Genomic DNA, 23299 nt, shown 5'->3' with positions numbered 1-23299 from the left:
GTCCTCACATGTGGGGCGGAGGAGCCAGCGTGAAGTCTTCCGGCACACTCGGCGCGGTGGTGCGCCAGCCACGGGCGACGGCGGTGTCGGCGAGGCGTGGGGAGCCGAAGTACCCGAAGGCGGCCGGTGCGTTGGGTATGAGGCCGGAGACGAGGACCCGGGCGACGCGCAACGGCGTTTCGGCCACGTCCTCGGTGGTGAGGTCGAACGTCATGACGCGGTGACCGCCGTCGTGGAGTGCGCGCTCCAGCCGGTCCCGGCTGCCGGGCTCGACGGCGTCGACGGGTACGGTCCCGTGCGCGGGCTCGGTGAACCGGCGGGCCTCGGGCGCCATCCGTTCGTCCAGCCAGACCTGGACGTGCGCGCCCAAGTCCCGTACGTGGGCGAAGTCTTCGCCGCATGAATCGAGGTAGCGGCGGTCCTCGCGGTGGTCGAGGTAGAGCCCGCGGGCGAGCAGTCCCGCCTCGACGGCCTGGAACACCCAGCCGTCGGGATCGGCGAGGCCCCGCGTGAAGACCCAGGTGTGGACGGCCTCCAGCACGGCCTTGCGGGCGGCCTCGGCCGGGTCGTACTTGCAGGCGAAACCGGCGGCGTAGAGCCCGAACCGTGGGTCGCGGACGAGCGCGGCCATGCAGGGGGCGAACTCCGAGGGCATCTCTGCGAGATGGACGTCGAGCCCGGACCCGGCGAGGTCGTCGGCGAGGCCGGGCACGCTCGCCGGATCGATGCCACGGGTCGGGCCGTCGAGGTGCCACCACAGTTCGAGGGCGTCGCGTTCGACGATCTCCAGCAGGCCACGCTCGACCGCGTCGTCGAAGCCCTGCCCGGTGGCGATGCCCGCGTAGTTGAGGTGGTGGGTGCGGGGCAGCGAACGCAGGTCGCCCTGGCGCCAGTTGAGATGGGTGAGAGCGACGGGCGCCCACACTTCGGCCCTCTCCCCGTGGGGCAGTCGTTCCTCGCCGCGCGTCCACAGGGAGGGGGTGTCGGGGGTGAGGGGGTGGTAGGGGAACTTCTCGCGGGCGTACTGCCAGTCGGCGTAGGCGGGCAACTCGTCGGGGCCGTACAGCCGCAGACCCTTGCCCACCAGTTCGGCGGCTGTGGCGCGCAGGGGGGCGTCGGGGTGGCCGGGCGGGGGCACGCGGTTGCCGCAGTAGCGCTCGATTCCCTCGGCTATCGCGGCGATCCGGGCGGCCTCGGGGTCGCCGAAGGTGGTACCGAGCGACACCCGGTCGGCCGGCCACAGGCCGAGCTTGCGGGCATCGGCGATCTCGGCGGTGAGCGCGGTGTAGCGGGGTGGGGTGCCCGGCGGGTGCTCGACGGGCTTGACCGAGCGGACGATGCCGCACACGGGGTCGACCAGGGCTTCCAGTGGCAGCGCCGTCATCGCAGGATCTCCTGTACGGGATCGGTGGGGGTGGGGCGGGAGCGGAGCGCGGGCAGGCGGAGCGCCACGTGCCCGGGGTGGACCTCGCGCCGGGAGGCGAGGAGCCGGGTCGCCGTGACCGGGTCGTCGCCGGTGTGGGGGTTGCGGGCGTGGGCGGGGAAGTGGTGTCCGGCGATCTCCAGACGGAGCCGGGTGCCCGCGGGCAGCCGCCGTGCGAGCGGACCGAGCCCCACGGTGAACTCGGCGGCCCTTCCCGGGGGGTCCGCGCGCCGGACGATTCCGACGGCGAGCCGCTCGGCCACGCCTTCGGAGGTGACCGCGACGAGCCGTGCCGCCCAGTCCGCGGACCGGGTGTCGGCGGTCGCACGGATCCGGACCTCAGCGGAGCCGATGACGTCCAGTGGGCGCGGCAGCGGCGGGGTGACGAACAGGCAGCGGTCGGGCGTGCCGTCTGTGGGGACGGTCAACTCCTCGGAAGAGACGGGCTGTTCGGGGTCTGCCGTGAAGGAGGCCCCGTGCAGCAGCCGTAAGTTCTGTGGGTGCGGCTCACCCTGTGTCTCGACGGGCACCCACAGGGGGCTGCCGCCTAGCCCGACCGCGCCCCCGCGTCCGGACGTGAGGCCTCCGGTGAGGGCCAGCCGGGCCCAGCGCGCGTAGAGCTCGCCGAGGTGCACCCGGTGCGCGGGCCGGGCGTCGGTGCCGGGCGCGGCGACGAGGCCGTGCCCCCAGGGACCCAGCAGCAGGCGTGAGGAGCCGCCCCATCGGCGCCACAGGCCGACGGTGTCGTCGGTGAAGTGGTCGTGGTGGCCGCCCACCGCGAGCAGGGGCATCCCGGCGCGCTCGGCCCGTGCCGCGAGCAGGTCGCGCTCGCGGTGCCGCCACAGGCCCCGCCAGGAGGGCAGGCTTCGGCCGAGCCGGGCAGGGAGGTCGGTCAGCGGCAGGTGGGCCAGCAGGCCGGGGTCTTCGGTGAGAGCGTTCGCCAGGGCGTCCTCGTCGGAGTCGCGCCGGTCACCGTGGGCGGCCCACCATCCCGCGCGGGCGGACAGCCGTTCCACGCCCGAGGGTTCACGAGCCGTCTCGGCGAGGCCGAGTGCGGGCACGGCGGCGATGACGGCGTCGGGGCGGGCGTCCTCGGGTGCGTCGAGCGCGAGGGCGACGGCGCAGTGAGCGGCGTAGGAGGCCCCGACCGCCACGACGCGCCCGTCGCTCCAGGGCTGCCGGCGGATCCAGCGAGCCGCCTGCGCCCCGTCGGCGACCTCGTTCTCGTACGGGTGCCACTCCCCCGGCGACGCGTGTCGGCCGCGTACGTCCTGAACGAGGGCGACGAACCCGCGTTCGGCCCAGCCTCGCAGTTCGGCGCGGTGCCGACGCCGGTCGTAGGGCGTGCGGATCAGGACGGCCGAGAAAGCACCGTCACCGTCCGGGAGTTGGACGTCGGTGGCGAGGCCCTCGACGGCTTCGGTGAACGACGTCATCCGGCCTTCCCCGGCATCGGGGCGACGTCGGGGACGGGCAGGACGGGGTGCTCGGTGACGGTCAGCGTGCGCAGATCGACGCGCCGGAGCCGACGGCGCGCGGGCAGCCCGCCGGGGTGGGGGGCGTCGGTGGCCCACCGGATGAGGTCGTCGGCCAGCAGGGCGGCGAGCAGCCCGGCTGCGGGCACGGTGAACTGCACGGGCGCGCCGGACGTGCGGGGTCCGCTCCAGTAGGCGGCCAGCTCGCGGTGGGCCGGCGTGGCGGCGAGCCTGCGGGCCCGGACATGAGCCGAGGTGACGTCCCCCGGAGCGGCCGCGAGGGGTTCGACGCAGACCTGCCAGCCCTCACGGTGACAGCGCAGCCAGGCGACGCCACGCTCGGGCAGCCGGTCGGCGGCGTCCCACAACCCCTCGGGAACGGGACCGTCGAGACACCACACGACGGCGGCGGGCACCGCGTCGGCCGGGGCGCCGGATGCGGCCTGATCCGCACGGCCCAGGTCGTCGGGTGCCAGGGAAGCCTCGTCCGCCGGGCGACCGGACGTCGCAGGCGCCGCGTCGGCGAGGCCGGCCACGGAAGTGACGCCGGTCAAGCCGTCCGCCACGGGAGTCACGCCTGTCAGATCGTCGGGTTCCGCCGACCGCGGCTCCGCACCCGAGGCACGCAGGAGCGCGGCCAGCGGCTCGGTCAGCGCGGGGGCGCCCAGCAACAGGATGTCCCGGCGCTCGTCGGGCCATTCGGCGCGGCGCGGGACGTCCGCCATGTATCCGGCGCCGTCGAAGGCCCGGAGGAGTCGGTCGAGTTCGGCGTCCGGCTCGCCGGTGGACCGGCCGGACAGCCGGGAGAGCAGGGCGCCGTCGTCCGCGTCGCCCGTCCGTACGCTGAGGAACTCCCCGTCGGCCGTGCGGACGGCGAGCCCCCGCCCGGGTACGGCGACGATCTCGACACCGGATGCGAGCTGGCTGCGGGACACGTCGGTTCTCCTGTGGGAAGGGGGGCCTGAGTGGGCGTGGGCCCGCCCGCACGGTGACGGGCGGGCCCACGGTCGAGCTGCTTGACCCGCGTTTACTCCTCGGTGTCGTCGAAGGGGTTCTCGACGAGCGCGTTGGAGTGGGTGGCCGAGGCGTGAGCCAGCTGGCCCGGGTCGGCGATCGGCGCGAAGACCTGCTCGTTGTCCATGAACTCTCCTTCATCGCGAGGGAAGTACGGCGTTCTTTGAACGCCACATGACAACCTACTGAATATGATTTTCATATTCTAGTCCTGTGAGGGGGTGATCTGGGTAACACACCGGCCAGCCGCCCTCGGGGTCCCGGCCGACCCGTCCCGCCACCTTGAGCACATCCGCGAGCAGCCCGGGGGTGACGACCTCTTTCGGGGTCCCGTCGGCCACCACGCGGCCGTCCCGCAGGGCGACGATCCGCTCGGCGAACCGGGCCGCGTGAGCCAGGTCGTGCAGCACCATCACGACGGTCAGACCGCGCTCCTCGCGCAGCCGCACCACGGTCCGCAGCACATCGAGTTGATGGTGCAGGTCCAGGTACGTGGTCGGCTCGTCGAGCAGCAGGACGCGGGTGTCCTGCGCGAGCGCCATCGCGAGCCGGACCCGCTGCCGCTCGCCCCCCGACAGCGCGTCCACGTCCCGGTCGGCCCACCGCTCCACGCCGACGTCGCGCAGGGCACGCCGCACGACCGGGTCGTCGCCTTCGCGCAGCATGCCGAGAGGGCCGCGTGCCGCGTACCGCCCCTGCCTGACGAGGTGCCGGACGGTCATACCGGGGACTGCCGGGGCCGACTGGTGCAGCAGCGCGACCCGTCGGGCGGTGGCACGCCGGGAAAGCCCCGCGAGGTCGTCGCCCCCGAGCAGGACGCGCCCCTCGTCCGGCCGCAGCAGGCCGGCGGCCAGCCGCAACAGGGTCGACTTGCCACAGCCGTTGAGGCCGATGAGGGCGGTCAACTCGCCCGGTTCGACGGTCACGTCGACGCCGCGCAGCACGGGGCGGCCGGGGTAGCCGAAGCGGACTCCCTCGGCGCGGATACCCAGGGGTTCGGTCATGTTCTGTCCTTCGTCGACATCAGAACGTCCGGCCGGGCGCCCGGCGTACGACGACCAGCAGCAGCACGGCCCCGAGGCAGGTGGTGAGCGCCCCGACCGGCAGCGTGAGCCGTCCGCTGTCCAGTACGACGGCCAGCAGCCGCGAGGACAGTTGCGCCGCCGCGTCCGCCCCGCACACCACGGCCGCCCCCACGAGGGCGGCGCCGGGCAGCGTCAGCCGCAGGTCCGCACCGAACAGGGCGAACGCGAGGTGCGGCACCAGCAGCCCGACGAAACCCAGCGCCCCGACGGCAGCTACGGCACCCGCCGTCAGTGCCACGGCGCACAACAGGGCGAGGGTCCGGGCACGCGCGGCGGACAGCCCGGCCGCACCCGCGATGTCGTCACCGCAGCGCAGCAGGGTCAGCGGTCCCGCCAGCAGCCACGCAAGCACACCCCAGGCCAACGCCCACGGCCACAACAGGTGCCAGTGCTGCCACACCCGGCCCTCCGTCGTGCCGACGAGCCACTGGACGACACTGCCGAGCTCTCCCGGCGCGACCAGCAGCACCATGGCGGTGAGCCCGCCGAGCACCGCCGACACCAGCACCCCGTAGACAGCGGTCTGCGCGGGATCGCCCCCGCCACGGCCGGCGAGCAGCCACAGGAGCGCGGCCCCGGCGAACCCGCCCAGACACGCGGCGGCGACGACCGCGAGGGGCGATTCCCAGCCCGCCAGTCCGAGACCGGTCGCGGTGACCGCCCCGAGCACCGCGCCCGGGGTCACGCCGGTGACCTCGGGGCCGGCGAGCGGGTTGCGCAGCGCGGACTGCAGGACCAGGCCCGCCACGCCGAGGCACGCCCCCGCGCCGAGGGCCACCAACAGCCGAGGCAGACGGAGTTGGAGCAGGATGTGCCGCTCCGTCGCGTCACCACCCCCGCCGAGGACCTCCCGGACCACGGCCGGGGACATACCGCGCCCGGCCAGCAGTTCCGCGCAGGCGCACACGACGAGGAGCACGGCAAGCGCCCCGAATCGCCGACTCACTTGGTCTCCTCCGATGTGGTTGCCCCATCGGCCGGGAGACGGGGGCCGGAGGGACCGGCGCCTTCGGACATCTCTCCATGGCCGCGGCGTCCTGGCCGTCGAGAGGGTTCCACCCCCGATGGCTCGATGTATGCGGCTTCAAATCCGGCCTCCGGCCGCTCCGAGCGCTCGGCCTCGGAGCCCGCCGCCGACTGGGGAATCCTCGGTCTCCGCTTTCCCGACCGGAGCAGAGCGACACCGACGGGCACACCGAACAGGGAGGTCCAGGCACCGACGGGTGTCTCCACGGGTGCCAGCGCCAGCCGGGCCGGCACATCGGCGACGGTCACCACGACGGCGCCCCACGCAGCCGCCCATGGGAGCCAACGCACCGCGTCCGCCGACGGGTTGAGCCGCCGCGCCAGATGCGGGGCGAGGAACCCGACCCACGCCACCGGACCGCACACGGCGGTCACGGGTGCGATCAGCAGGACGGCGATGGCCAGCGCCGCGAACCGGGCACGGTGCACACGGACACCCAACGCCTCGGCGTCCTCGTCCCCCAGCCGCAGCACCGAGAGCACCGGCGCGCACAGCACGAGCGCGGGCGCCGCGACGAGCAGCCAGGGCCACAGCCCGGTGACGTCGTCCCAGGTACGGGCGGAGAGCGAACCGAGCAGGTACCGGTAGATCAGTTGGAGGTCCAGCTGGTCGGCCATGACCATGAGCACGAGCAACGCGGCCTGCAGGGCGGCGGCGACCGCGGCCCCGGTGAGCAGTACGGCGGACGGGCTGCGTCCCAGTCCGGCGGCGAGCAGCGTGAGCCCGCCGCCGAGCGCGGCCCCGCCGACGGCCAGCACGGGCTGGGCGGCGGCCGGGATGGACACCGCCAGCACCAGGGGCGCGGCGACCCCGAGCGCGGCCCCGGAGGAGACGCCCAGCATCTCGGGGACGGCCAGCGGGTTGCGCAACGCTTCCTGCAGGACGAGCCCTGCCGCGCCCAGGCAGGCCCCGGCGATCAGCGCCAGCACCAGTCGGGGCACGCGCAGTTCGGTGACGACGATCCCGGCGAGTGCGCGGTCCCCGTCCAGCAGCGCACCGGGCAGGCGGTGCAGGGGGACGTAGGGCGTGCCCAGGCTCAGCATGCAAGCGGACGACGCGACCAACAGAGCGGTCACTGCGAGGAGTTGCCACGGCCTGCCGGGGCGCGGGAACCGTACGGACCGCCGCCCGTCCGAGGTCGCGTCACCGGCCGCGGTTTCTGTCGCGGTCGGTGCGGTCACCGCAGGGCGGCCGTGGCTTCGTCGAGGACGATGCCCAGCGAGCGGGTGCCCCGGCCCTTGGCCCACACCTCGGAGTTCACCTCGTGAACGTCCCCGTTCCGCACGGCCGGGATCTTCCCCCACAGCGGGTTCTCGGCCAGCTTCTCCGACAGCTTGCCGTCCGGCTCGCCGAAGCTGATCGTCTCGACGAACAGCACGTCCACGTCACGCGCAAGGATCTCTTCGAGGCTGTAACTGCCCTCCACTCCACGGGACTTCCAGGGGTAGTCCGCCAGCTTGGGGAAGAGTCCGGCGGCCACGTCCGTGCCCGGGGTGGCGACGCCGAAGTTCTCGTCGCTGCCGTAGATGACGAGCGCGGTCTTGTCGCTCTTGGTCCGCTCCGCGTCGGCGAGCTTGGCGCGGAAGGTCTTCTCGGCCTTCTCGCCCTCGGCGGTGCGGCCGGTGAGCGCGGCGACGTCGCGCAGGTAACCGACGCTGTCCTGCCACTTCTCGGGCTGCATGGGCCAGAACGTGGTGGCGCCCTTCAGAGACGGCGCCAGCTTGCCGTGGGTGTCTTCGAGGCCGATCACGAGGTCGGGCTTGTGGGAGAGGATCGCCTCCACCTCGGGCGCGATGAAGCCGCCGGGGATGACGTCGACCTTCTTCGCCTTCTCCGCCCCGAGAAATCCGGGCTGGGCCAGGAGCGCGCTGTTCGTGGCCGTGGGGACGATGCCCAGTTCGGTCAGGATGTCGTCGCAGAGCGCGAACAGGCAGACGATGCGCTGCGGTTCCTGCTTCAAGGAGATCTTGACGCCGTTCACGTCGGTCAACTGACGTGTCGCCTCGATCGGTTCCACGGTGACGTCGGTCTTCGCGTCGGCCACCGCGTCCTTTTCACTCGTGGGTTCGGTGGACGCCCCGCACCCGACCAGAGCGGAACCCACGATCGCCGCGGTGATCCAGGTACGGACGAATCTCGACGGTGAGCCCAGCATCGATGCCCTCGCTTCTTCTCATAATCCCGGAACGCATCGAAGATACACGACGATAATCGTTTTCATTAGATGGTCTCTCAGAAGGGTTCTCGATGAACGCCGACCCACTGCTGCTGGTCTCCGACCACGTAGGCGGATCCGTCCATGTGCTGACCGTCCCGGACGGCGTGGAGACACATCGCCTCACCGGCCGCCACCTCTCCGAACACGCCGGCTTCCTGGCGCTGCCTGGCGGCAGAGCGGCCTGCGTCGACGACCGCAGGGGCGAGCTGCTGGTACTCGACCCGTTCGGCACCGAGCTGGTGGAGGCCGCAGTCCCGGTCGCCGTGCCGGCCGAGCACCTCGCCTGCGACCCGTCAGGGCGGTGGGTGGCCGTCACCACGGGCCTGGGGGAGAACGGCAGTCCATGGTCCGACCTGCTGACGGTCGTCGACCTGGCCACGGGAGACGCCACGCGGGTGCGCACCCGCGTGGGCGAGCCGGGCGTGACGGTCATGGGCAGCGGCGACCCTCTGGTCGTCCTGCGACACCGGGAACCCGGCGCACTCGCCGTCCACCGGTTCGCCGACCTGCTCGGCTCACAGCCCGGCTGCCCGCCGGTCACGCCCCACGCACACCTCGCCCTGCCGGACGACGGGCACGGCGACGCCCAAGCCCCTTGCCTCGGCCACGTCTTCGCCGCCACGGGAGAGGGCGTGCACCGGGCGCGCCGCGAGGGTGACGCACTCGTTCCGGAGCCGACGATCCCGTGGGGTTCGCCCGCCCGAGGCTGGTACCTGCGGCTCGCTCCCCGGCGACGGGCGCTGTGGTCGACCCTGCGGGGCGGCCCCGCGGACCCGCTGCGCTGGCCGGAGTGGACGAACCAGGCGTGGCGCCATGATCTGGAAACGGATCGCACGACCCTGACGAACCTCGGCCCGGGACTGGTCTTCCGGCTGGCCCTCGCCAAGGACCACACCGCGTTCACCCGCATCCACCCGGACGGCGACGAACTGGTCCTGCTGGACGACGACAACACCGTACGTCGTGTCCCTCTCCCCGCCATGGACGGGGCTCCCCATCGCGGAGGCACACCCTGGGAGGGCGTCCAACGCCGTGCGGTGGCCGCCTCGCCAGGTGCCGACTGGGTCGCCGTCACCCGCGGCGGCCACGGCGAAGTCCACGTCTTCGACGCCCGAACCACCTCTGAGACAACCCGCTTGAAGCTGGACACGCCCCTGCACCACGGCGGCCACGTGATGCTGCGCACGCAGGACGACGGTGCCGAGGGGGACCCGGCAGGGAGGTGATCCCACCACGATGCGGCCGGACTGCCCGGCCGGAGGGCCGCGGCGCGGAGGTGACCGTGCCCCAACGGACGGTCGAACACGGACCGCATGAGGCGCCGACCGCATCGCCCGCGCCAGCGCAGCCGATCTCACGACGAAGCCGCACCGGAGCGCTCCGGTGCGGCTTCGTCGTCTCACGGCTCCGCGCAGAGGTCCCATCAGGATGGTTTCCGGCCGGGCTTCGCCGTATCACCCGCTATCACAGCCACCCCTATGACTACCGAAAGGGCATTCATGCAGGTCAGCGACCTGCGACGGCAAGACGCCGCAGGTCACGGAGTTGGCTGGTCCCTTCCGGGACATCTGAGCGGCACGGTGTCGTACCCCGCGAAGGCATGGGGGCACGGCACCTCAGCATGATGACGACGCGAATGTGCTGTGCCGTTCGGGTCGGCAAGGTGACGGCGATCATCCCTCCGGCAGCAGCGCCCGGCGACGGCGTCGGGCGTCACCGTCAAGAGCACCTCCAAGCCGCTGATCAGCCGCACGGCCAAGGGCAAGGCACTCGACATCGAGGCGACCTTCTCCCTCAAAGACGCCGACCGCTTCGGCCCGAGGGTGCGCACCGGCGCAGGCGGCGAGGAGACCGTCATCGGCTACGACACGACGACCCAGGAACTGTACGTCGACCGCACCCGCTCCGGCGTCGGCGACTTCAACAGCACCTTCCCCGGCGTCCAGACCGCACCCCTGAAGCCCAAGAACGGCAAGGTCAAGCTGCGGATCCTCGTCGACTGGTCCTCCGTCGAGGTCTTCGGCGGCAACGGCGAGGCCGTGATCACCGACCAGATCTTCCCCGACCCTTCCAGCACCGGCGTCGAGGTCTTCGCCGAGGGCGGCACCGTCACCCTCAACCACATGCAGGCGTGGCATCTGAAGTCCATCTGGCGGTGACGAGCCGCGGGTCCGTGCGCCGGCCGGCCAGGGGCGGCTACCGGCGCGTGCCTCGGCCATCGAGCTGGGGCTGCTCCCCGAACAGGATGCGGCGGTTCTCGAAGCGGGCGAACAGGTCGGCCGCCACCTGCCGGGGCACGGGGTCGGTCTCGTCGTACTTCTCCGGCCCCTCGGCGACGGCGACCGCGTGCGCGCGGGACAGGCGCAGCCCGAACCGCTCGGAACGGGCGACGAGTTGGCCCTGGTCCCCGCGGCCGTTGAGCAGGTCGTCGATGAACTCGCGGCGGGCGGCCTCCTCCTTGCGGACCACGAGCCGCTGGGCGCGCTCGTAGCCGTCGGCGAAGGCGTCCACGGCCTGCTCGATGACGGCGAGGACGCTGTCGGGGTCGGCCGCGCGCAGCCAGTTGTCCCGGCCGGCCACCAGGTGCGCCCGCACCAGGGAACGCCAGCCGTGCCCGGCCTGCGCCGCCCGCGCGCCGAGCGCCCGCCGCGACTCGATCTCGTCGCGGGTCAGACGGCGGCCGGTGGGCGCGGCGTCCGCGAGGACCTGCTCGAAGCCGTCGAGGAAGTCCTCCCCGGGGAGAGCGTCGCCCGCGTGGGCCGTGGCGGCACCCTCACCGGCCGCGGCCCTGGCGCCCGCGCTCCGGCCTGTCCGCGCCCTGGATGTCCGTGCTCTGGACAACCGCGCTGCGCATGTCCGCGCCCCGGCCGTTCAGGCCGGTCGTTCACGCTGGTGACGTCGCCGTGGTGACCGTTCATGGTGCAGGTCCTCCCCGTGCGGTTCGAGGCCCGAGGCCGATGTGGTGTCACCGCCCGGTGGCGCCGCGCGGCGCGTCAGACGTTCGCGTGGACCGCCTCTGCGGTGGGCTCGGGGTCGGGGTCGGGTCGTGTCGCCGGTGTCGGTCGGGCCTCGGCCGGCCCCCGGCCGACGAGCCGGGTGAGCCGGGTGGCCAGGGGCTCGGTCCAGCGGGCCGTGAGGGGGCCGAGGACGACCAGGATGAGGACGTACGCGGTCGCGAGCGGACCGACGCGGGGCTCGACGCCGACGGCGAGGCCGGCGATGACGATCGAGAACTCCCCCCGGGCGACCAGTGTTCCGCCCGCCCGCCAGCGGCCCTTGGCGGAGATCCCGGCGCGGCGGGCCGCCCAGTAGCCGGTGGCGATCTTCGTGAGGGTGGTGACGGCGGCCAGCGCGAGGGCCGGGAGGAGGACGGGCGGGATGGCGGCGGGGTCGGTGTGCAGGCCGAAGAAGACGAAGAAGACCGCGGCGAACAGGTCCCGCAGTGGGCTGAGGATGCTGCTTGCGCCCTCGGCGACCTCACCGGACAGCGCGATGCCGACCAGGAACGCGCCCACGGCCGCCGAGACCTGGAGGTGCTGGGCGACCCCGGCGACGACGAGGGTGAGACCGAGGACGACCAGGAGGAGCATCTCGGCGCTGTCGGAGGAGACGGCACGGCTGATCAGCCGGCCGTGGCGCAGGGCGACATAGAGGACGGCGCCCACCGTGCCCAGGGCGATCAGGAGAGTGAGGGCGCCGCCCGCGAGGCTCACCCCGGCGAGCAGCGCGGTGAGGATCGGCAGGTAGACGGCCATCGAGAGGTCTTCGAGGACGAGGACGCCGAGCACGACCGGGGTCTCGCGGTTGCCGAGGCGGCGCAGGTCGCCGAGGACCTTCGCGATGACGCCGGAGGAGGAGATCCAGGTGACGCCGGCGAGCGCGACGGCGGCGACCGGCCCCCAGCCGAGCAGCAGTGCCATCGCGGCGCCGGGGACGGCGTTGAGGACGAAGTCGACCGCGCCGGAGGAGTACTGGGTCTTGAGGTTGGTGACGAGTTCCGAGGCGCTGTACTCCAGGCCGAGCAGGAGCAGCAGGAGGATGACGCCGATCTCGGCGCCGGTGGCGACGAACTCCTCGCTGGCCTGCAGCGGAAGTATGCCGCCCTGGCCGAAGGCGAGCCCGGCGAGCAGATAGAGCGGTATGGGTGAGAAGCCCACCCGTCCGGCGAGGCGGCCCAGCAGACCCAGGGCGAGAATGATCGCCCCGAGTTCGATGAGCATGGCGGTGGTGTCGTGCACGGGCGTCTGTCCTCCGTTGACGAGTGCGGTGACGGCGTCTGTGCCTGGTTCGGTGCGGCGCGGTGTCGGGTGCGCGTGCGGATGCGCGGGGCGAAGGGCGCGGGCGGCCGTGCCCGTGCCGCGGGCGAGAGGCGGGCGGGTCCTCCGGCCGGGCGGGGCCGTCGGTGGCGTACGGACGCGTGGGTTCCCCCGGGGGCGATCGCCCGCATGACGAGGCGTCGACCGTCCGACGGCGTCGGGCGGTCGACGGACTTCTCTCCGGCGGCGGGGGCGTCAGTGCGCGCGGCGGTCGCTCGGACCCGCGGCGCGGCCGGTATCGGGTACGGCGTCGCGAGCGGCGTTCAGGACGCGCACGCGGATGATTCGCCCCATGTCACGCCTCCCCCACACATGGTCGGCGCGGCACCGACCCACCCTCGAGCGAATGAGCAAATAGGCGCTCAGCAGAGCGTAAGCGCTTGGTAAGGAATTCTAGCGCACTACAAAAAGGTAAAATCACACAATAGGTGAAGCGCCGCCCATTTCCCTTGACCTCAGGCTCATCCTGTCACTCGCCGATCTCGACCTTGCCGTTGTCACCGGCCCGCGCGGGGGTCTTGTCCCGCACAACGCCTCCTGGGTAAGCCCACGATGCCGTCCTGCCGCATCAGGAACCGCTGGGCGGCGGCCCGGATCGAGTCCTCCGTGCCGCCGACCAGGCGGGCCGGTTCATTGCCGCATTCCGGCAATGTTCGCGCGCCTTCCCTTGCTGCTTTCCGGCTCAGGCCGCGGCCCGCCGTACGACCTCCGCGACCTCGTGGCCCGCCTCGACGATCGCCGCGCGGACGGCCGCGTCGTCGGCCGTCTCCCCGCGTACGGTCACCAGGCCGGCGCGAATGTCGACGTCGACCTCGGTGACGCCGGGCACCTCGGCGACCTCCTCGGCCACACGCGTGGCGCAGTGGCCGCAGCTCATGCCGGACACGGTGAAGTACTTCTCGGCCATGGGTCGCTCCTGTCCTCGGGCGGCCCGGTGACCGTGCCGTCGGGGGCGCACGGGCCGCGTGGCACGAGGTACGGCGGACCACCTCTCGACGTTCACCCCCGGCCCGTAAGTGACCGGCAGGTAACCCGCCCGGTTTCAAGGTCACCCCAGGGAGGGCAAGGTCACAGCCGTGCCCCCTGCTGCTCCTTTGCGCCTCTGGCCTAGCATCCGAGCATGACGGTCCTGCCTGACGACGGGCTTGAGCTGGCCGCCGAGTTCCCTGACGCAACCCACGAGCAGTGGCAGCGCCTCGTTGCGGGCGTGCTGCGCAAGTCGGGCAAGGACGTCGAGGGCACTCAGGCCGAGGAAGCCTTGTCCACCGCGCTGGAGGACGGGCTGCGCACCCGTCCCCTCTACACCGCGCACGACACCGCGCCCCCTTCCGGCCTCCCCGGTTTCGCGCCCTTCGTACGAGGAGGCCGGGCCGCGGGCAACACCGTCGGCGGCTGGGACGTACGCCAGCGGCACACGGCGGCGGACGGCGACGCGGTGCTCGCCGACCTGGAGAACGGCGTCACGTCCCTGTGGCTGGTGCTCGGCGAGGCCGGCCTGCCGGTGTCGTCGCTCGGCCGGGTCCTGGACGGGGTGTATCTCGACCTCGCGCCGGTCGTACTGGACGCGGGCGCCGAGACGGGGTCCGCGGCCGGTGAGTTGCTGCGCCTGTACGCCGAGTGGGGCGTCGCCGGGGAGGCGGCGCGCGGCAACCTGGGCGCGGACCCCCTGGGCCACGAGGCCCGCACCGGCCAGACGTACGACATCGCACCGGTGGCCGGGCTCGCCCGCCGGTGCGCCGAGGAGTACCCGGGGCTGCGGGCGCTCACCGTGGACGCCCTGCCGTACCACGAGGCCGGCGGCTCGGCCGCCCAGGAGCTGGGTGCCTCGCTGGCCACCGGCGTCGCGTATCTGCGGGAGCTGACCGGGGCCGGGCTGAGCGTCGAACAGGCCTGTGCCCAGCTGGAGTTCCGGTACGCGGCCACCGCCGACCAGTTCCTGACGATCGCCAAGCTGCGGGCGGCGCGGCGGCTCTGGGCCCGGGTGGCCGAGGTGTGCGGGGCGCCGGCGGCCGGGGCGCAGCTCCAGCACGCGGTGACCTCGCCGGTGATGATGACGCGCCGCGACCCCTGGGTGAACATGCTGCGCACGACCATCGCCACGCTGGCCGCCGGGGCGGGCGGCGCCGACTCCGTCACCGTGCTGCCCTTCGACCACGCGCTCGGGCTGCCCGACGCGTTCGCCCGGCGCATCGCCCGCAACACCTCCACCATCCTGGTCGAGGAGTCCCACCTCGCCCGGGTGATCGACCCGGCGGGCGGCTCCTGGTACGTGGAACGGCTCACGGACGAACTGGCCCACGCGGGCTGGGAGTTCTTCCAGGAGATCGAGCGCGGGGGCGGCCAGGCGGCGGCCCTGCGCTCCGGCGCCGTACGGGAGCGTCTCGCCGAGACCTGGGCGGCCCGCAGCGCGAAGCTCGCGAAGCGGCGTGAACCCGTCACCGGTGTCAGCGAGTTCCCCCATCTGGCCGAGAAGCCGGTCGTCCGTGAGCCGGCGCCCGAGCCGCCGTCCGGCGGTCTCCCGCGGGTCAGCCGCGACGAGGCGTTCGAGGCGCTGCGCGCCCGCTCGGACGCCCACCTCGCCGCGACGGGCTCCCGCCCGCGCCTCTACCTGGCGTCCCTGGGCCCCGCCGCCGCGCACACCGCCCGGACGACCTTCGCCGCCAACCTCTTCCAGGCGGGCGGCATCGAACCCGTCATCGACGGCACGTTCGAGGAGAGCGGCGCCACCGAGGTCTGCCTGTGCTCCAGCGACGCGCTGTACGAGGAACGGGCCTCGGCCGTGGCGGCCGAGCTGAAGGCCGCCGGTGCCGCGCACGTGTTCCTCGCCGGGCGCCCCGGGCAGTACACCGACGTCGACGCCTTCGTCTTCGCGGGCTGCGACGCCGTGGCCGTGCTGTCCGCGACCCTCGACCGTATGGGAGTGTCCCGATGACCGTCCCCTCCGTCCCCGACTTCTCCGGGATCGAGCTGGGTTCCCCGGCCGTCGGCGGCGGTGCCGACGAGTGGCGTACGGCGGTGAAGAACGCGGCGGGCGGTGACGACCTGCTGTGGGAGACCCCGGAGGGCATCCCGGTCAAGCCGCTGTACACCGGGCAGGACCTGGAGGGCCTGGACTTCCTGGGCACCTACCCCGGCATGGCGCCGTATCTGCGCGGCCCGTACCCGACGATGTACGTCAACCAGCCGTGGACGATCCGGCAGTACGCGGGCTTCTCCACGGCGGAGGAGTCGAACGCCTTCTACCGGCGCAACCTGGCGGCGGGTCAGAAGGGCCTGTCGGTCGCCTTCGACCTGCCGACCCACCGCGGCTACGACAGCGACCATCCACGTGTCACGGGTGACGTCGGCATGGCGGGCGTGGCGATCGACTCGATCCTCGACATGCGGCAGCTCTTCGACGGCATCCCGCTGGACCGGATGACCGTGTCGATGACGATGAACGGCGCCGTGCTGCCCGTGCTCGCGCTCTACATCGTGGCGGCCGAGGAGCAGGGCGTGCCGGCCGAGAAGCTGGCGGGGACCATCCAGAACGACATCCTCAAGGAGTTCATGGTCCGCAACACCTACATCTATCCGCCGAAGCCGTCGATGCGGATCATCTCCGACATCTTCGCCTTCACCTCGCAGAAGATGCCCCGCTACAACTCCATCTCCATCTCCGGCTACCACATCCAGGAGGCGGGCGCGACGGCCGACCTGGAGCTGGCGTACACGCTCGCGGACGGGGTGGAGTACATCCGCGCGGGCCGTGAAGCGGGCCTGGACGTGGACGCGTTCGCGCCCCGGCTGTCGTTCTTCTGGGCGATCGGCATGAACTTCTTCATGGAGATCGCCAAGCTGCGCGCGGCCCGTCTGCTGTGGGCGAAGCTGGTGCGGCAGTTCGACCCGCAGAACGCCAAGTCCCTCTCGCTGCGCACCCATTCGCAGACCTCGGGCTGGTCACTGACCGCGCAGGACGTGTTCAACAACGTCACGCGGACCTGTGTGGAGGCGATGGCCGCCACCCAGGGCCACACCCAGTCGCTGCACACCAACGCCCTCGACGAGGCCCTGGCCCTGCCCACCGACTTCTCGGCGCGCATCGCCCGCAACACCCAGCTCCTCATCCAGCAGGAGTCCGGCACCACCCGGGTCATCGACCCCTGGGGCGGCAGCGCCTACGTCGAGAAGCTGACCCATGACCTCGCCCGCCGCGCCTGGCAGCACATCCAGGAGGTCGAGCAGGCGGGCGGCATGGCCCAGGCCATCGACGCGGGCATCCCCAAGATGCGCGTGGAGGAGGCCGCGGCCCGCACCCAGGCCCGGATCGACTCGGGGCGGCAGCCGGTCATCGGCGTCAACAAGTACCGCGTCGAGACCGACGAGCAGATCGACGTCCTCAAGGTCGACAACTCCTCCGTCCGCGCCCAGCAGATCGAGAAGCTGCGCCGACTGCGCGCGGACCGCGACGAGCGGGAGTGCCAGGACTCGCTGGACGCGCTCACCCGGGCCGCCGGCGGCGAGGGCAACCTGCTGGAGCTGGCCGTGCGCGCGGCCCGCGCCAAGGCCACGGTCGGCGAGATCTCCGACGCCCTGGAGAAGGTGTACGGCCGGCACGCGAGCCAGATCCGTACGATCTCCGGCGTGTACCGCAACGAAGCAGGCGAGTCCCCGAACGTGGAGCGCACCCGGAGCCTGGTGGACTCCTTCGCCGAGGCCGAGGGCCGCCGCCCGCGCATCCTCGTCGCCAAGATGGGCCAGGACGGCCACGACCGGGGCCAGAAGGTGATCGCGACCGCCTTCGCCGACCTCGGCTTCGACGTGGACGTCGGCCCGCTGTTCCAGACCCCGGCCGAGGTGGCCCGCCAGGCCGTCGAGGCGGACGTGCACATCGTCGGCGTGTCCTCGCTGGCGGCCGGCCACCTCACCCTCGTCCCGGCGCTGAAGGAGCAGCTGGCCGAGGAGGGGCGCGCGGACATCATGATCGTGGTCGGCGGGGTGATCCCGCCGCAGGACGTCCCCACGCTGCTGGAGATGGGCGCGGCGGCGGTGTTCCCGCCCGGGACGGTGATCCCGGACGCGGCGTACGACCTGGTGGAGAGGCTGTCCCACGACCTCGGGCACGCCCTGTGATCGATGTCGGCGCCTACGTCGAGGGTGTGCTCGGCGGGAAGCGGGCGACCGTCGCGCGCGCCATCACCCTCGTCGAGTCCACCCGGCCGCAACACCGTGCTCTGGCACAGGAGTTGCTGACCGCGCTGCTGCCGCACAGCGGCCGGGCGCGGCGGATCGGGGTCAGCGGGGTGCCGGGGGTCGGCAAGTCGACGTTCATCGACGCGTTCGGCACGATGCTGACCTCGCTCGGGCACCGGGTGGCGGTGCTGGCGGTGGACCCGTCGTCGAGCCGTACGGGCGGCTCGATCCTCGGCGACAAGACCCGGATGGAGCGCCTGGCCGTCGACCCGGCGGCCTTCGTCCGGCCCTCCCCCACGGCCGGCACACTCGGCGGGGTCGCCAAGGCCACCCGGGAGTCGATCGTGGTGATGGAGGCGGCCGGCCACGACGTGGTGCTGGTGGAGACCGTCGGTGTCGGCCAGTCCGAGACGGCCGTCGCGAACATGGTCGACTCCTTCCTCCTCCTCACGCTCGCCCGCACCGGCGACCAGCTCCAAGGCATCAAGAAGGGCGTCCTGGAGCTGGCCGACGTGCTCGCCGTCAACAAGGCGGACGGCCCGCACGAGCGCGACGCCCGTACGGCGGCCCGCGAGCTGGCGGGCGCCCTGCGGCTGATGCACGGCAGGGAAGCAGTCTGGACGCCGCCCGTGCTGAGCTGCAGCGCCCGTGAGTCGACCGGTCTGGACGCCGTGTGGGAGCGCCTGGAGCAGCACCGCGCGCTCCTCGACTCCACCGGCCGCCTCGCCGCCAAGCGGCGGGACCAGCAGGTCGACTGGACCTGGTCGATGGTCCGCGACGAACTCCTCGGCCGGCTGCGCACCCACCCCGGCGTCCGCTCCCTCGCGCCGGGCCTCGAACAGCGGGTCAGGGACGGCGAGCTGACGGCCACCCTGGCGGCCGAGCGGATCCTGGAGGCGTTCGCGGACGACGCGCGGGAGGCATAGCAGGGTCGGGGCCGGAGGAGCAGCCGGTCCGGGGCGGGCGCGCCGCGGTTCACCCGGCTGAGCGCCCCGAGTGGTGGTGGGCGTGGATCCGGCTGACGGTGGATCACGTCGGAGCCGGGTCAAGTCAGCTGACGAAGCACCAGCTGCCCGGCTGTGACGGAAGGACCATCAGATGCGTTCTGCTCGCATGCTTCTCGCCACCGCGGCGGCCGGCGCCGTCCTCGCCCTCACCGCACCCGGCGCCTACGCCAACGGTGACACGTGGGACCACGAGGACCATGGCTACAGCAAGGAGCACGACAAGGACAGCAGCCACGACCGACCGCGCGGCGGGGTTCACACGGGTGGCGGTGCGCTGACCTCGCTGAACACCGAGGACTGGGGCTCCGAGCGGGGCGCCAAGCCCGACGCGGGGGGCTGGGACAAGGAGGAGGCCACGAAGGAGGGCCAGGACAAGGAGTCCTGGAAGGGCGAGAACGGCAACGAGTCGTGGAAGGGCGAGCACGACAAGGGCTCCTGGAAGGACGAGCAGGAGGGGTCCTGGAAGGGCGACCACGACAAGCCGCGCGGCGGTATGCACACCGGTGGCGGCGCGCTCGCCTCGCCCACGGTGACCGCGGGCGGGATGGCCGTCCTCGCGGTGGCCGGTACGGGCCTGTACGCACTGCGGCGCAGGAAGACCGCCGGAAGCGCGGCCTGAGCCCATGCCGGGCGCGATACCTGGCGCGATAGCGGCCGCGGCCGCCACACCGTGTGTCGTGTGGCGGCCCGGCCGGCGTTCCGGCGCGTCCTCCTACCGCGTGCGCCCTTCCGTCCGTTTCGCTGCCGTACCTGGTGAGGTGGTGTCCGATGGCAGCCCGCCCTTCTCCTCCCGGCACTGATCCGGTGCCGACCCGCCCCAGCGCCCGGGTCAATATGACCGCGGTGTGCGCCGTGGGCCTGATGATTCTGGCGGTGGCCCTGTTCGGCGGTGAGGACTCCCCGACCGACGCCTCCCGCCCCCCGAACGCCCGGCACGCCCCACAGGCCGCCCCCGCCGAGGAGGACCGCCCCGCGGAGCCCCCGGCGGAACGGGCACAGCGGGCGAGCGGGTCCCGGCCGGTCCGACTGCTCATCCCGAAGATCCGGGTGAGCGCCCCGTTCGTCCCCCTCCACGTCGGCCGCTCCGGGCAACTGGAGGCGCCGCCCGCCGACGACGTGAACCTCGTGGGCTGGCACGCCGAGGGCGCCGCCCCCGGGGAGACGGGCACCTCGGTCATCGCCGGGCACGTCGACACGAAGACCTCGCCGGCCGTCTTCGCCGGGCTGGGCGAACTGGAGAAGGGGGACGTCTTCCACGTGGTGCGCGCCGACCGCAGCCGGGTGTCCTTCGTCGTCGACGACGTCGACACGTTCGAGAAGGACGACTTCCCCGACGAGCGGGTGTACGCCGACGCGTCCCGGCCGGAGGTCCGGCTGATCACCTGCGCGGGCGACTACGACCGCACGGTCATGGACTACACCGAGAACCTGGTGGTCTTCGCGCACCGGACATGAGGGGGTGACGCCCGCGCGCTCCCTGCCCCTGAAGGCGAACAGCAGAGGACCAGACGGCCAAAATCACGCACTGAAGTGACCAAGAACCCTTCAAGGGTCGGCCATGATTGATCAACGCTCGTCCATGATTGCGCATCTTGAACGTTTGAGCGTTTAGGCCGGACGTACGTTCCTGCCGTGATTCCTGACGCAGCACCCCACAGAGGCGATGCCGCCGAGGCGACCGCCACCGGCGCCGACGCCGACGCCCCGATATTCCGCGCGAAGCCTCGCGGCCGACGCTCACTCCTGCGCGCCGCCCTGGCCGGCACCGCCGTCCTCGGCGGCGGCCTCGCCGTCGGCGCCTTCCCGGCGACCGCCGAGACCGTCTCCCGCTCCACCCCCGCGCACCAGGCGCCCCCCACCCGCAAGCGTCCGAGCACGGCGGACGAGGCGCTGAAGGAACTCTCGCAGGGCAACCGCCGCTGGCGGACGCTGCACGAGAAGCACCCGGACGAGGGCTCCGCCCTGCGCAAGGCCCTGACGACCGGTCAGCAGCCCTTCGCCCTCGTGCTCGGCTGCATCGACTCGCGCGTCCCCCCGGAGCTGGTCTTCGACCAGGGCCTCGGCGACCTGATGACCGTGCGCAGCGCGGGCGAGGTGCTGGACCAGTCGGTGCTCGGCAGCGTCAAGTACGGCGTTCTCGAACTGAACATCCCGCTGGTCGTGGTGCTCGGTCACCAGTCCTGCGGCGCCGTGAAGGCCGCCGTCGCGGTGGACGAGAGCGGTGAGGAGCTGCCCAGCGGCATCCAGTACATCGCCGACGAGATCGCTCCGGCCATCGACCACAGCGTGACCGGCGACGCCCGGGTCGCGGCGACCATCGACGCCAACATCCGGCTCGTCCGCTCCAAGGTCATGGCCGACCCCGACGTCGCCGCCCGGCAGAAGGCCGGCAAGGTGGCCGTCGTCGGTGCCCGCTACGACCTGACGACGCAGCGCGTGCACCTGCTCAAGTAGTAGGCCCGGCAGGCGGAAGGCGGCTCCGGTGAACCACCCACCACCGGAGCCGCCTTCGTGCTGTCGCGGGCTCAGCCCTCGACGAGGGTGATGTCCTGCTGCCGCACCGCGTGGAACCTGGGCAGCGGCAGACCGCCGCCCGACAGCTCGGTGACGGTGGCCTCCACCCGGGCCGGACCCGGCAGGTAGCGGCCCGGCTCGGCCCTGTCCGTGTTGGTCCAGGTGTGCTCGGCCCCGTCGCAGACGGCCGACGACCCCCCGACCCCCTTGCGGACCCTGCTGTCGCCCTGCTGGAGCGAGGACGAGACGAAGACGGGGCCGCTGCTGCCGAGGCAGCGGTAGGTGCCGGACAGGGTGAGGGTGCCGTCCGGGGCGACGTGCCCGGTGGGGTCGATGGTCACCGTCTCGGTCGCGTCGTGGGCGGCGCCGGCGGACGGGGCGGCGGCGAGCAGCAGCAGCGCGGCACCGGCGGCGGCGCCGAGCACGCGCGGGAGCTGCGAGAAGGCCGGGGGCAAGGGCAAAGGCATGGGAAACCTCCTACTGTAGGACCGGGCCCTAGAGGTACCGGCCCCGCCGCCGCGCACCGGTGATCGTCACCCCCGCGTCGGCGCGTCGGTTCGGCCGTCCTCACTACCGGCGGCGGCCCGCGCGCCGGGCGTAGTGTCCGCGTCCTGTCACGGCACGTCCGGGTGCTGTCACGTCTCGCGGAACCATGTGGCCACGGGGCCCCGGCACGGGCATGGTCTGTGGTGCGAGGCGGTGACTCGCCGCCGGCACTCACCACGATGTGGAGGTGCGCCATGTGTGCTCACCAGTCCCAGTGCCCCTCGATCGACCGCACGGACCGCGACACCGCGCACGTCGTCGCCGCCCACCCCGAGCAGGGCTGGAACCTGCTGTGCAACGGGGCGATCGTCTTCGACGACACCGGTGAACTCCTGCCGGACGGCAGCGTGATCGCCCCGCGCCGCCCGGCCCCCGGCGAGCTGGCGACCGCCGCCTGAGCCTCCCCCGTACCCTCACGTCAGCAACGCGCCCTGCGTGACCAGCGGCGATACCGGCAACCTAAAATGATCAACGTGTCGGAACAGCACGCACCACGTTCGCTCATCGTCACTTTCTACGGCGCGTACGGCCGTTCGGTGCCGGGTCCCGTGCCCGTCTCCGAACTGATCCGGCTGCTCGCGGCGATCGGGGTCGACGCCCCCTCCGTCCGCTCCTCGGTGTCCCGGCTGAAACGGCGCGGCCTGCTGGTGCCGGCCCGCACGGCGACGGGGGCGGCGGGCTACGAGCTGTCGGACGAAGCGCGGCGGCTCCTGGACGACAGCGACCGGCGGATCCACGCGCCGGCGCCCCAGCACGACGAGGGCTGGGTCCTGGCCGTCTTCTCGGTGCCGGAGTCGGAACGGCAGAAACGGCATGTGCTGCGCTCCCGGCTGGCCGGACTCGGCTTCGGCACGGCCGCCCCGGGCGTGTGGATAGCTCCGGCCCGGCTGCACGAGGAGACCCGGCACACCCTCACCCGGCTGCGGCTCGACGCGTACGTGGACCTGTTCCGGGGCGAACACCTCGGGTTCGCGGCGAGCGCGGACGCCGTGGCGCGGTGGTGGGACCTGGCCGGACTCGCCAAGCGGCACGAGGCGTTCCTCGACCGGCACGCGCCGGTGCTGCGCGGCTGGGAACGCCGCGAGGACACCCCGCCGCAGGAGGCGTACCGCGACTACCTGCTGGCCCTGGACTCCTGGCGGCACCTTCCGTACGCCGACCCCGGGCTGCCCGCCGCGCTGCTTCCGGCGGACTGGCCGGGAGTGCGCTCCGCGGCCGTGTTCCGGGCCCTGCACGCACGGTTGCGGGACCCGGGGGCGGTGTTCGCGGACGTGGCACCGCAGGGACGTCGCGACGGCACCGCGGAGATGTCCGGGACGACCGGGGACCGATGACGATCGCGTTCACCGGTCCCCCTCGTCGCCCCGTAGCCGAGGTGCATGTCGCCACCCCGCCGAGGTGTGCGGCGAGCGTGAGGTGAGCTGAGCGGGCCGACCCCGGCGTCGTCCGCCGGGGACGCCTCCGTGACTCGGTCACGGCCGTTCGACAAGCCCGTAACGACG

At 72.9% G+C, this 23299-nt stretch carries 21 protein-coding genes and 1 pseudogene; 10 read left to right on the top strand and 12 right to left on the bottom strand.

From position 1 onward, the window contains the following. Window positions 1–4: 4 nt before the first annotated feature. The 8 genes from ACFU5F_RS12900 to ACFU5F_RS12865 all read right to left on the bottom strand — a co-directional run bounded on the left by ACFU5F_RS12900 (window position 5) and on the right by ACFU5F_RS12865 (window position 8179). Entirely contained in the window at window positions 5–1384 is a 1380-nt protein-coding gene (locus ACFU5F_RS12900; RefSeq protein WP_383886010.1) for a YcaO-like family protein, read from the bottom strand. Further along, window positions 1381–2859, bottom strand: coding sequence for a CocE/NonD family hydrolase (locus tag ACFU5F_RS12895; RefSeq protein ID WP_383886007.1), 1479 nt, complete (start codon window positions 2857–2859; stop codon window positions 1381–1383). The genes ACFU5F_RS12900 and ACFU5F_RS12895 overlap by 4 nt, the downstream gene beginning before the upstream one ends. Then, window positions 2856–3833 (bottom strand): hypothetical protein, encoded by a 978-nt coding sequence (locus tag ACFU5F_RS12890; protein ID WP_383886005.1) that lies wholly within the window; start codon window positions 3831–3833, stop codon window positions 2856–2858. The genes ACFU5F_RS12895 and ACFU5F_RS12890 overlap by 4 nt, the downstream gene beginning before the upstream one ends. A 92-nt stretch (window positions 3834–3925) precedes the next feature. Then, on the bottom strand, window positions 3926–4039 hold the full coding sequence (gene amiA / locus ACFU5F_RS12885) for a streptamidine family RiPP (RefSeq protein WP_383886003.1): 114 nt from the start codon (window positions 4037–4039) through the stop codon (window positions 3926–3928). A gap of 55 nt (window positions 4040–4094) precedes the next feature. Further along, window positions 4095–4916 carry an ABC transporter ATP-binding protein gene (locus ACFU5F_RS12880; RefSeq protein WP_383886001.1) on the bottom strand — a complete coding sequence of 274 codons (822 nt, stop codon included), beginning with the start codon at window positions 4914–4916 and terminating at the stop codon, window positions 4095–4097. Window positions 4917–4935: 19 nt separating this feature from the next. After that, window positions 4936–5943: a FecCD family ABC transporter permease gene (locus ACFU5F_RS12875; protein ID WP_383885998.1), complete on the bottom strand. Its 1008-nt coding sequence runs from the start codon at window positions 5941–5943 to the stop codon at window positions 4936–4938. Beyond that, window positions 5940–7067, bottom strand: coding sequence for a FecCD family ABC transporter permease (locus tag ACFU5F_RS12870; protein WP_383885995.1), 1128 nt, complete (start codon window positions 7065–7067; stop codon window positions 5940–5942). The genes ACFU5F_RS12875 and ACFU5F_RS12870 overlap by 4 nt, the downstream gene beginning before the upstream one ends. A 134-nt stretch (window positions 7068–7201) precedes the next feature. Continuing rightward, window positions 7202–8179 (bottom strand): ABC transporter substrate-binding protein, encoded by a 978-nt coding sequence (locus tag ACFU5F_RS12865; RefSeq protein WP_383885992.1) that lies wholly within the window; start codon window positions 8177–8179, stop codon window positions 7202–7204. 92 nt (window positions 8180–8271) lie between these two features. Between ACFU5F_RS12865 and ACFU5F_RS12860 the strand changes: the two genes are divergently transcribed. Both ACFU5F_RS12860 and ACFU5F_RS12855 read left to right on the top strand, forming a co-directional pair. Next, window positions 8272–9468, top strand: a complete 1197-nt coding sequence (locus ACFU5F_RS12860; RefSeq protein WP_383885989.1) for a hypothetical protein — start codon at window positions 8272–8274, stop codon at window positions 9466–9468. A gap of 450 nt (window positions 9469–9918) precedes the next feature. Next, a pseudogene (locus ACFU5F_RS12855) lies at window positions 9919–10401 on the top strand (GH32 C-terminal domain-containing protein); the annotation flags it as partial. A 37-nt stretch (window positions 10402–10438) separates the two neighbouring features. Here ACFU5F_RS12855 and ACFU5F_RS12850 read toward each other — a convergent pair. From ACFU5F_RS12850 to ACFU5F_RS12840, 3 genes are all read right to left on the bottom strand, one after another. Continuing rightward, window positions 10439–11083 carry a hypothetical protein gene (locus tag ACFU5F_RS12850; protein ID WP_383885987.1) on the bottom strand — a complete coding sequence of 215 codons (645 nt, stop codon included), beginning with the start codon at window positions 11081–11083 and terminating at the stop codon, window positions 10439–10441. Window positions 11084–11235: 152 nt separating this feature from the next. Continuing rightward, window positions 11236–12480 (bottom strand): cation:proton antiporter, encoded by a 1245-nt coding sequence (locus ACFU5F_RS12845; protein WP_383885984.1) that lies wholly within the window; start codon window positions 12478–12480, stop codon window positions 11236–11238. 760 nt (window positions 12481–13240) lie between these two features. Next, complete coding sequence (locus tag ACFU5F_RS12840) at window positions 13241–13465, bottom strand: heavy-metal-associated domain-containing protein (protein WP_383885981.1); 225 nt, start codon at window positions 13463–13465, stop codon at window positions 13241–13243. 213 nt (window positions 13466–13678) lie between these two features. On the opposite strand from ACFU5F_RS12840, the gene ACFU5F_RS12835 reads away from it, so the two are divergent. The 6 genes from ACFU5F_RS12835 to ACFU5F_RS12810 all read left to right on the top strand — a co-directional run bounded on the left by ACFU5F_RS12835 (window position 13679) and on the right by ACFU5F_RS12810 (window position 21191). Next, window positions 13679–15490 carry a methylmalonyl-CoA mutase family protein gene (locus tag ACFU5F_RS12835; protein WP_383885978.1) on the top strand — a complete coding sequence of 604 codons (1812 nt, stop codon included), beginning with the start codon at window positions 13679–13681 and terminating at the stop codon, window positions 15488–15490. After that, window positions 15487–17670 (top strand): methylmalonyl-CoA mutase, encoded by a 2184-nt coding sequence (gene scpA, locus ACFU5F_RS12830; RefSeq protein ID WP_383885975.1) that lies wholly within the window; start codon window positions 15487–15489, stop codon window positions 17668–17670. Before ACFU5F_RS12835 ends, scpA begins: the two co-directional genes overlap by 4 nt. Beyond that, window positions 17667–18656: a methylmalonyl Co-A mutase-associated GTPase MeaB gene (gene meaB / locus ACFU5F_RS12825; protein ID WP_383885972.1), complete on the top strand. Its 990-nt coding sequence runs from the start codon at window positions 17667–17669 to the stop codon at window positions 18654–18656. The genes scpA and meaB overlap by 4 nt, the downstream gene beginning before the upstream one ends. Window positions 18657–18828: 172 nt before the next feature. Then, window positions 18829–19356, top strand: coding sequence for a hypothetical protein (locus ACFU5F_RS12820; RefSeq protein WP_383885969.1), 528 nt, complete (start codon window positions 18829–18831; stop codon window positions 19354–19356). A 149-nt stretch (window positions 19357–19505) separates the two neighbouring features. Further along, window positions 19506–20192, top strand: a complete 687-nt coding sequence (locus ACFU5F_RS12815) for a class F sortase (RefSeq protein ID WP_383885966.1) — start codon at window positions 19506–19508, stop codon at window positions 20190–20192. 177 nt (window positions 20193–20369) lie between these two features. Then, complete coding sequence (locus ACFU5F_RS12810; RefSeq protein WP_383885963.1) at window positions 20370–21191, top strand: carbonic anhydrase; 822 nt, start codon at window positions 20370–20372, stop codon at window positions 21189–21191. A gap of 71 nt (window positions 21192–21262) precedes the next feature. Here the strand turns inward: ACFU5F_RS12810 and ACFU5F_RS12805 are convergent, their stop codons facing one another. Next, window positions 21263–21718 (bottom strand): DUF6299 family protein, encoded by a 456-nt coding sequence (locus ACFU5F_RS12805; protein WP_383885961.1) that lies wholly within the window; start codon window positions 21716–21718, stop codon window positions 21263–21265. A 273-nt stretch (window positions 21719–21991) separates the two neighbouring features. Between ACFU5F_RS12805 and ACFU5F_RS12800 the strand changes: the two genes are divergently transcribed. Next, window positions 21992–22195 carry a DUF5999 family protein gene (locus ACFU5F_RS12800; protein ID WP_383885958.1) on the top strand — a complete coding sequence of 68 codons (204 nt, stop codon included), beginning with the start codon at window positions 21992–21994 and terminating at the stop codon, window positions 22193–22195. 66 nt (window positions 22196–22261) lie between these two features. Beyond that, entirely contained in the window at window positions 22262–23131 is an 870-nt protein-coding gene (locus ACFU5F_RS12795; RefSeq protein WP_383885955.1) for a PaaX family transcriptional regulator C-terminal domain-containing protein, read from the top strand. Window positions 23132–23299 lie beyond the last annotated feature (168 nt).

Origin of the sequence: Streptomyces sp. NPDC057438, assembly GCF_042802995.1 — a bacterium.
Lineage (GTDB): Bacteria > Actinomycetota > Actinomycetes > Streptomycetales > Streptomycetaceae > Streptomyces.
Note: the sequence above shows the minus strand (reverse complement) of the source record. Positions and strands in the feature narration are given on the sequence as shown.

Excerpts from the sequence above, each read along its gene's own strand:
- ACFU5F_RS12900 (WP_383886010.1), bottom strand. The coding sequence starts at position 1,384 with ATGACGGCGCTGCCACTGGAAGCCCTGGTCGACCCCGTGTGCGGCATC.
- ACFU5F_RS12895 (WP_383886007.1), bottom strand. The coding sequence starts at position 2,859 with ATGACGTCGTTCACCGAAGCCGTCGAGGGCCTCGCCACCGACGTCCAA.
- amiA (WP_383886003.1), bottom strand. The coding sequence starts at position 4,039 with ATGGACAACGAGCAGGTCTTCGCGCCGATCGCCGACCCGGGCCAGCTG.
- ACFU5F_RS12880 (WP_383886001.1), bottom strand. The coding sequence starts at position 4,916 with ATGACCGAACCCCTGGGTATCCGCGCCGAGGGAGTCCGCTTCGGCTAC.
- ACFU5F_RS12870 (WP_383885995.1), bottom strand. The coding sequence starts at position 7,067 with ATGCTGAGCCTGGGCACGCCCTACGTCCCCCTGCACCGCCTGCCCGGT.
- ACFU5F_RS12865 (WP_383885992.1), bottom strand. The coding sequence starts at position 8,179 with ATGCTGGGCTCACCGTCGAGATTCGTCCGTACCTGGATCACCGCGGCG.
- ACFU5F_RS12860 (WP_383885989.1), top strand. The coding sequence starts at position 8,272 with ATGAACGCCGACCCACTGCTGCTGGTCTCCGACCACGTAGGCGGATCC.
- ACFU5F_RS12840 (WP_383885981.1), bottom strand. The coding sequence starts at position 13,465 with ATGGCCGAGAAGTACTTCACCGTGTCCGGCATGAGCTGCGGCCACTGC.
- ACFU5F_RS12835 (WP_383885978.1), top strand. The coding sequence starts at position 13,679 with ATGACGGTCCTGCCTGACGACGGGCTTGAGCTGGCCGCCGAGTTCCCT.
- scpA (WP_383885975.1), top strand. The coding sequence starts at position 15,487 with ATGACCGTCCCCTCCGTCCCCGACTTCTCCGGGATCGAGCTGGGTTCC.
- ACFU5F_RS12820 (WP_383885969.1), top strand. The coding sequence starts at position 18,829 with ATGCGTTCTGCTCGCATGCTTCTCGCCACCGCGGCGGCCGGCGCCGTC.
- ACFU5F_RS12815 (WP_383885966.1), top strand. The coding sequence starts at position 19,506 with ATGGCAGCCCGCCCTTCTCCTCCCGGCACTGATCCGGTGCCGACCCGC.
- ACFU5F_RS12805 (WP_383885961.1), bottom strand. The coding sequence starts at position 21,718 with ATGCCTTTGCCCTTGCCCCCGGCCTTCTCGCAGCTCCCGCGCGTGCTC.
- ACFU5F_RS12800 (WP_383885958.1), top strand. The coding sequence starts at position 21,992 with ATGTGTGCTCACCAGTCCCAGTGCCCCTCGATCGACCGCACGGACCGC.
- ACFU5F_RS12795 (WP_383885955.1), top strand. The coding sequence starts at position 22,262 with ATGATCAACGTGTCGGAACAGCACGCACCACGTTCGCTCATCGTCACT.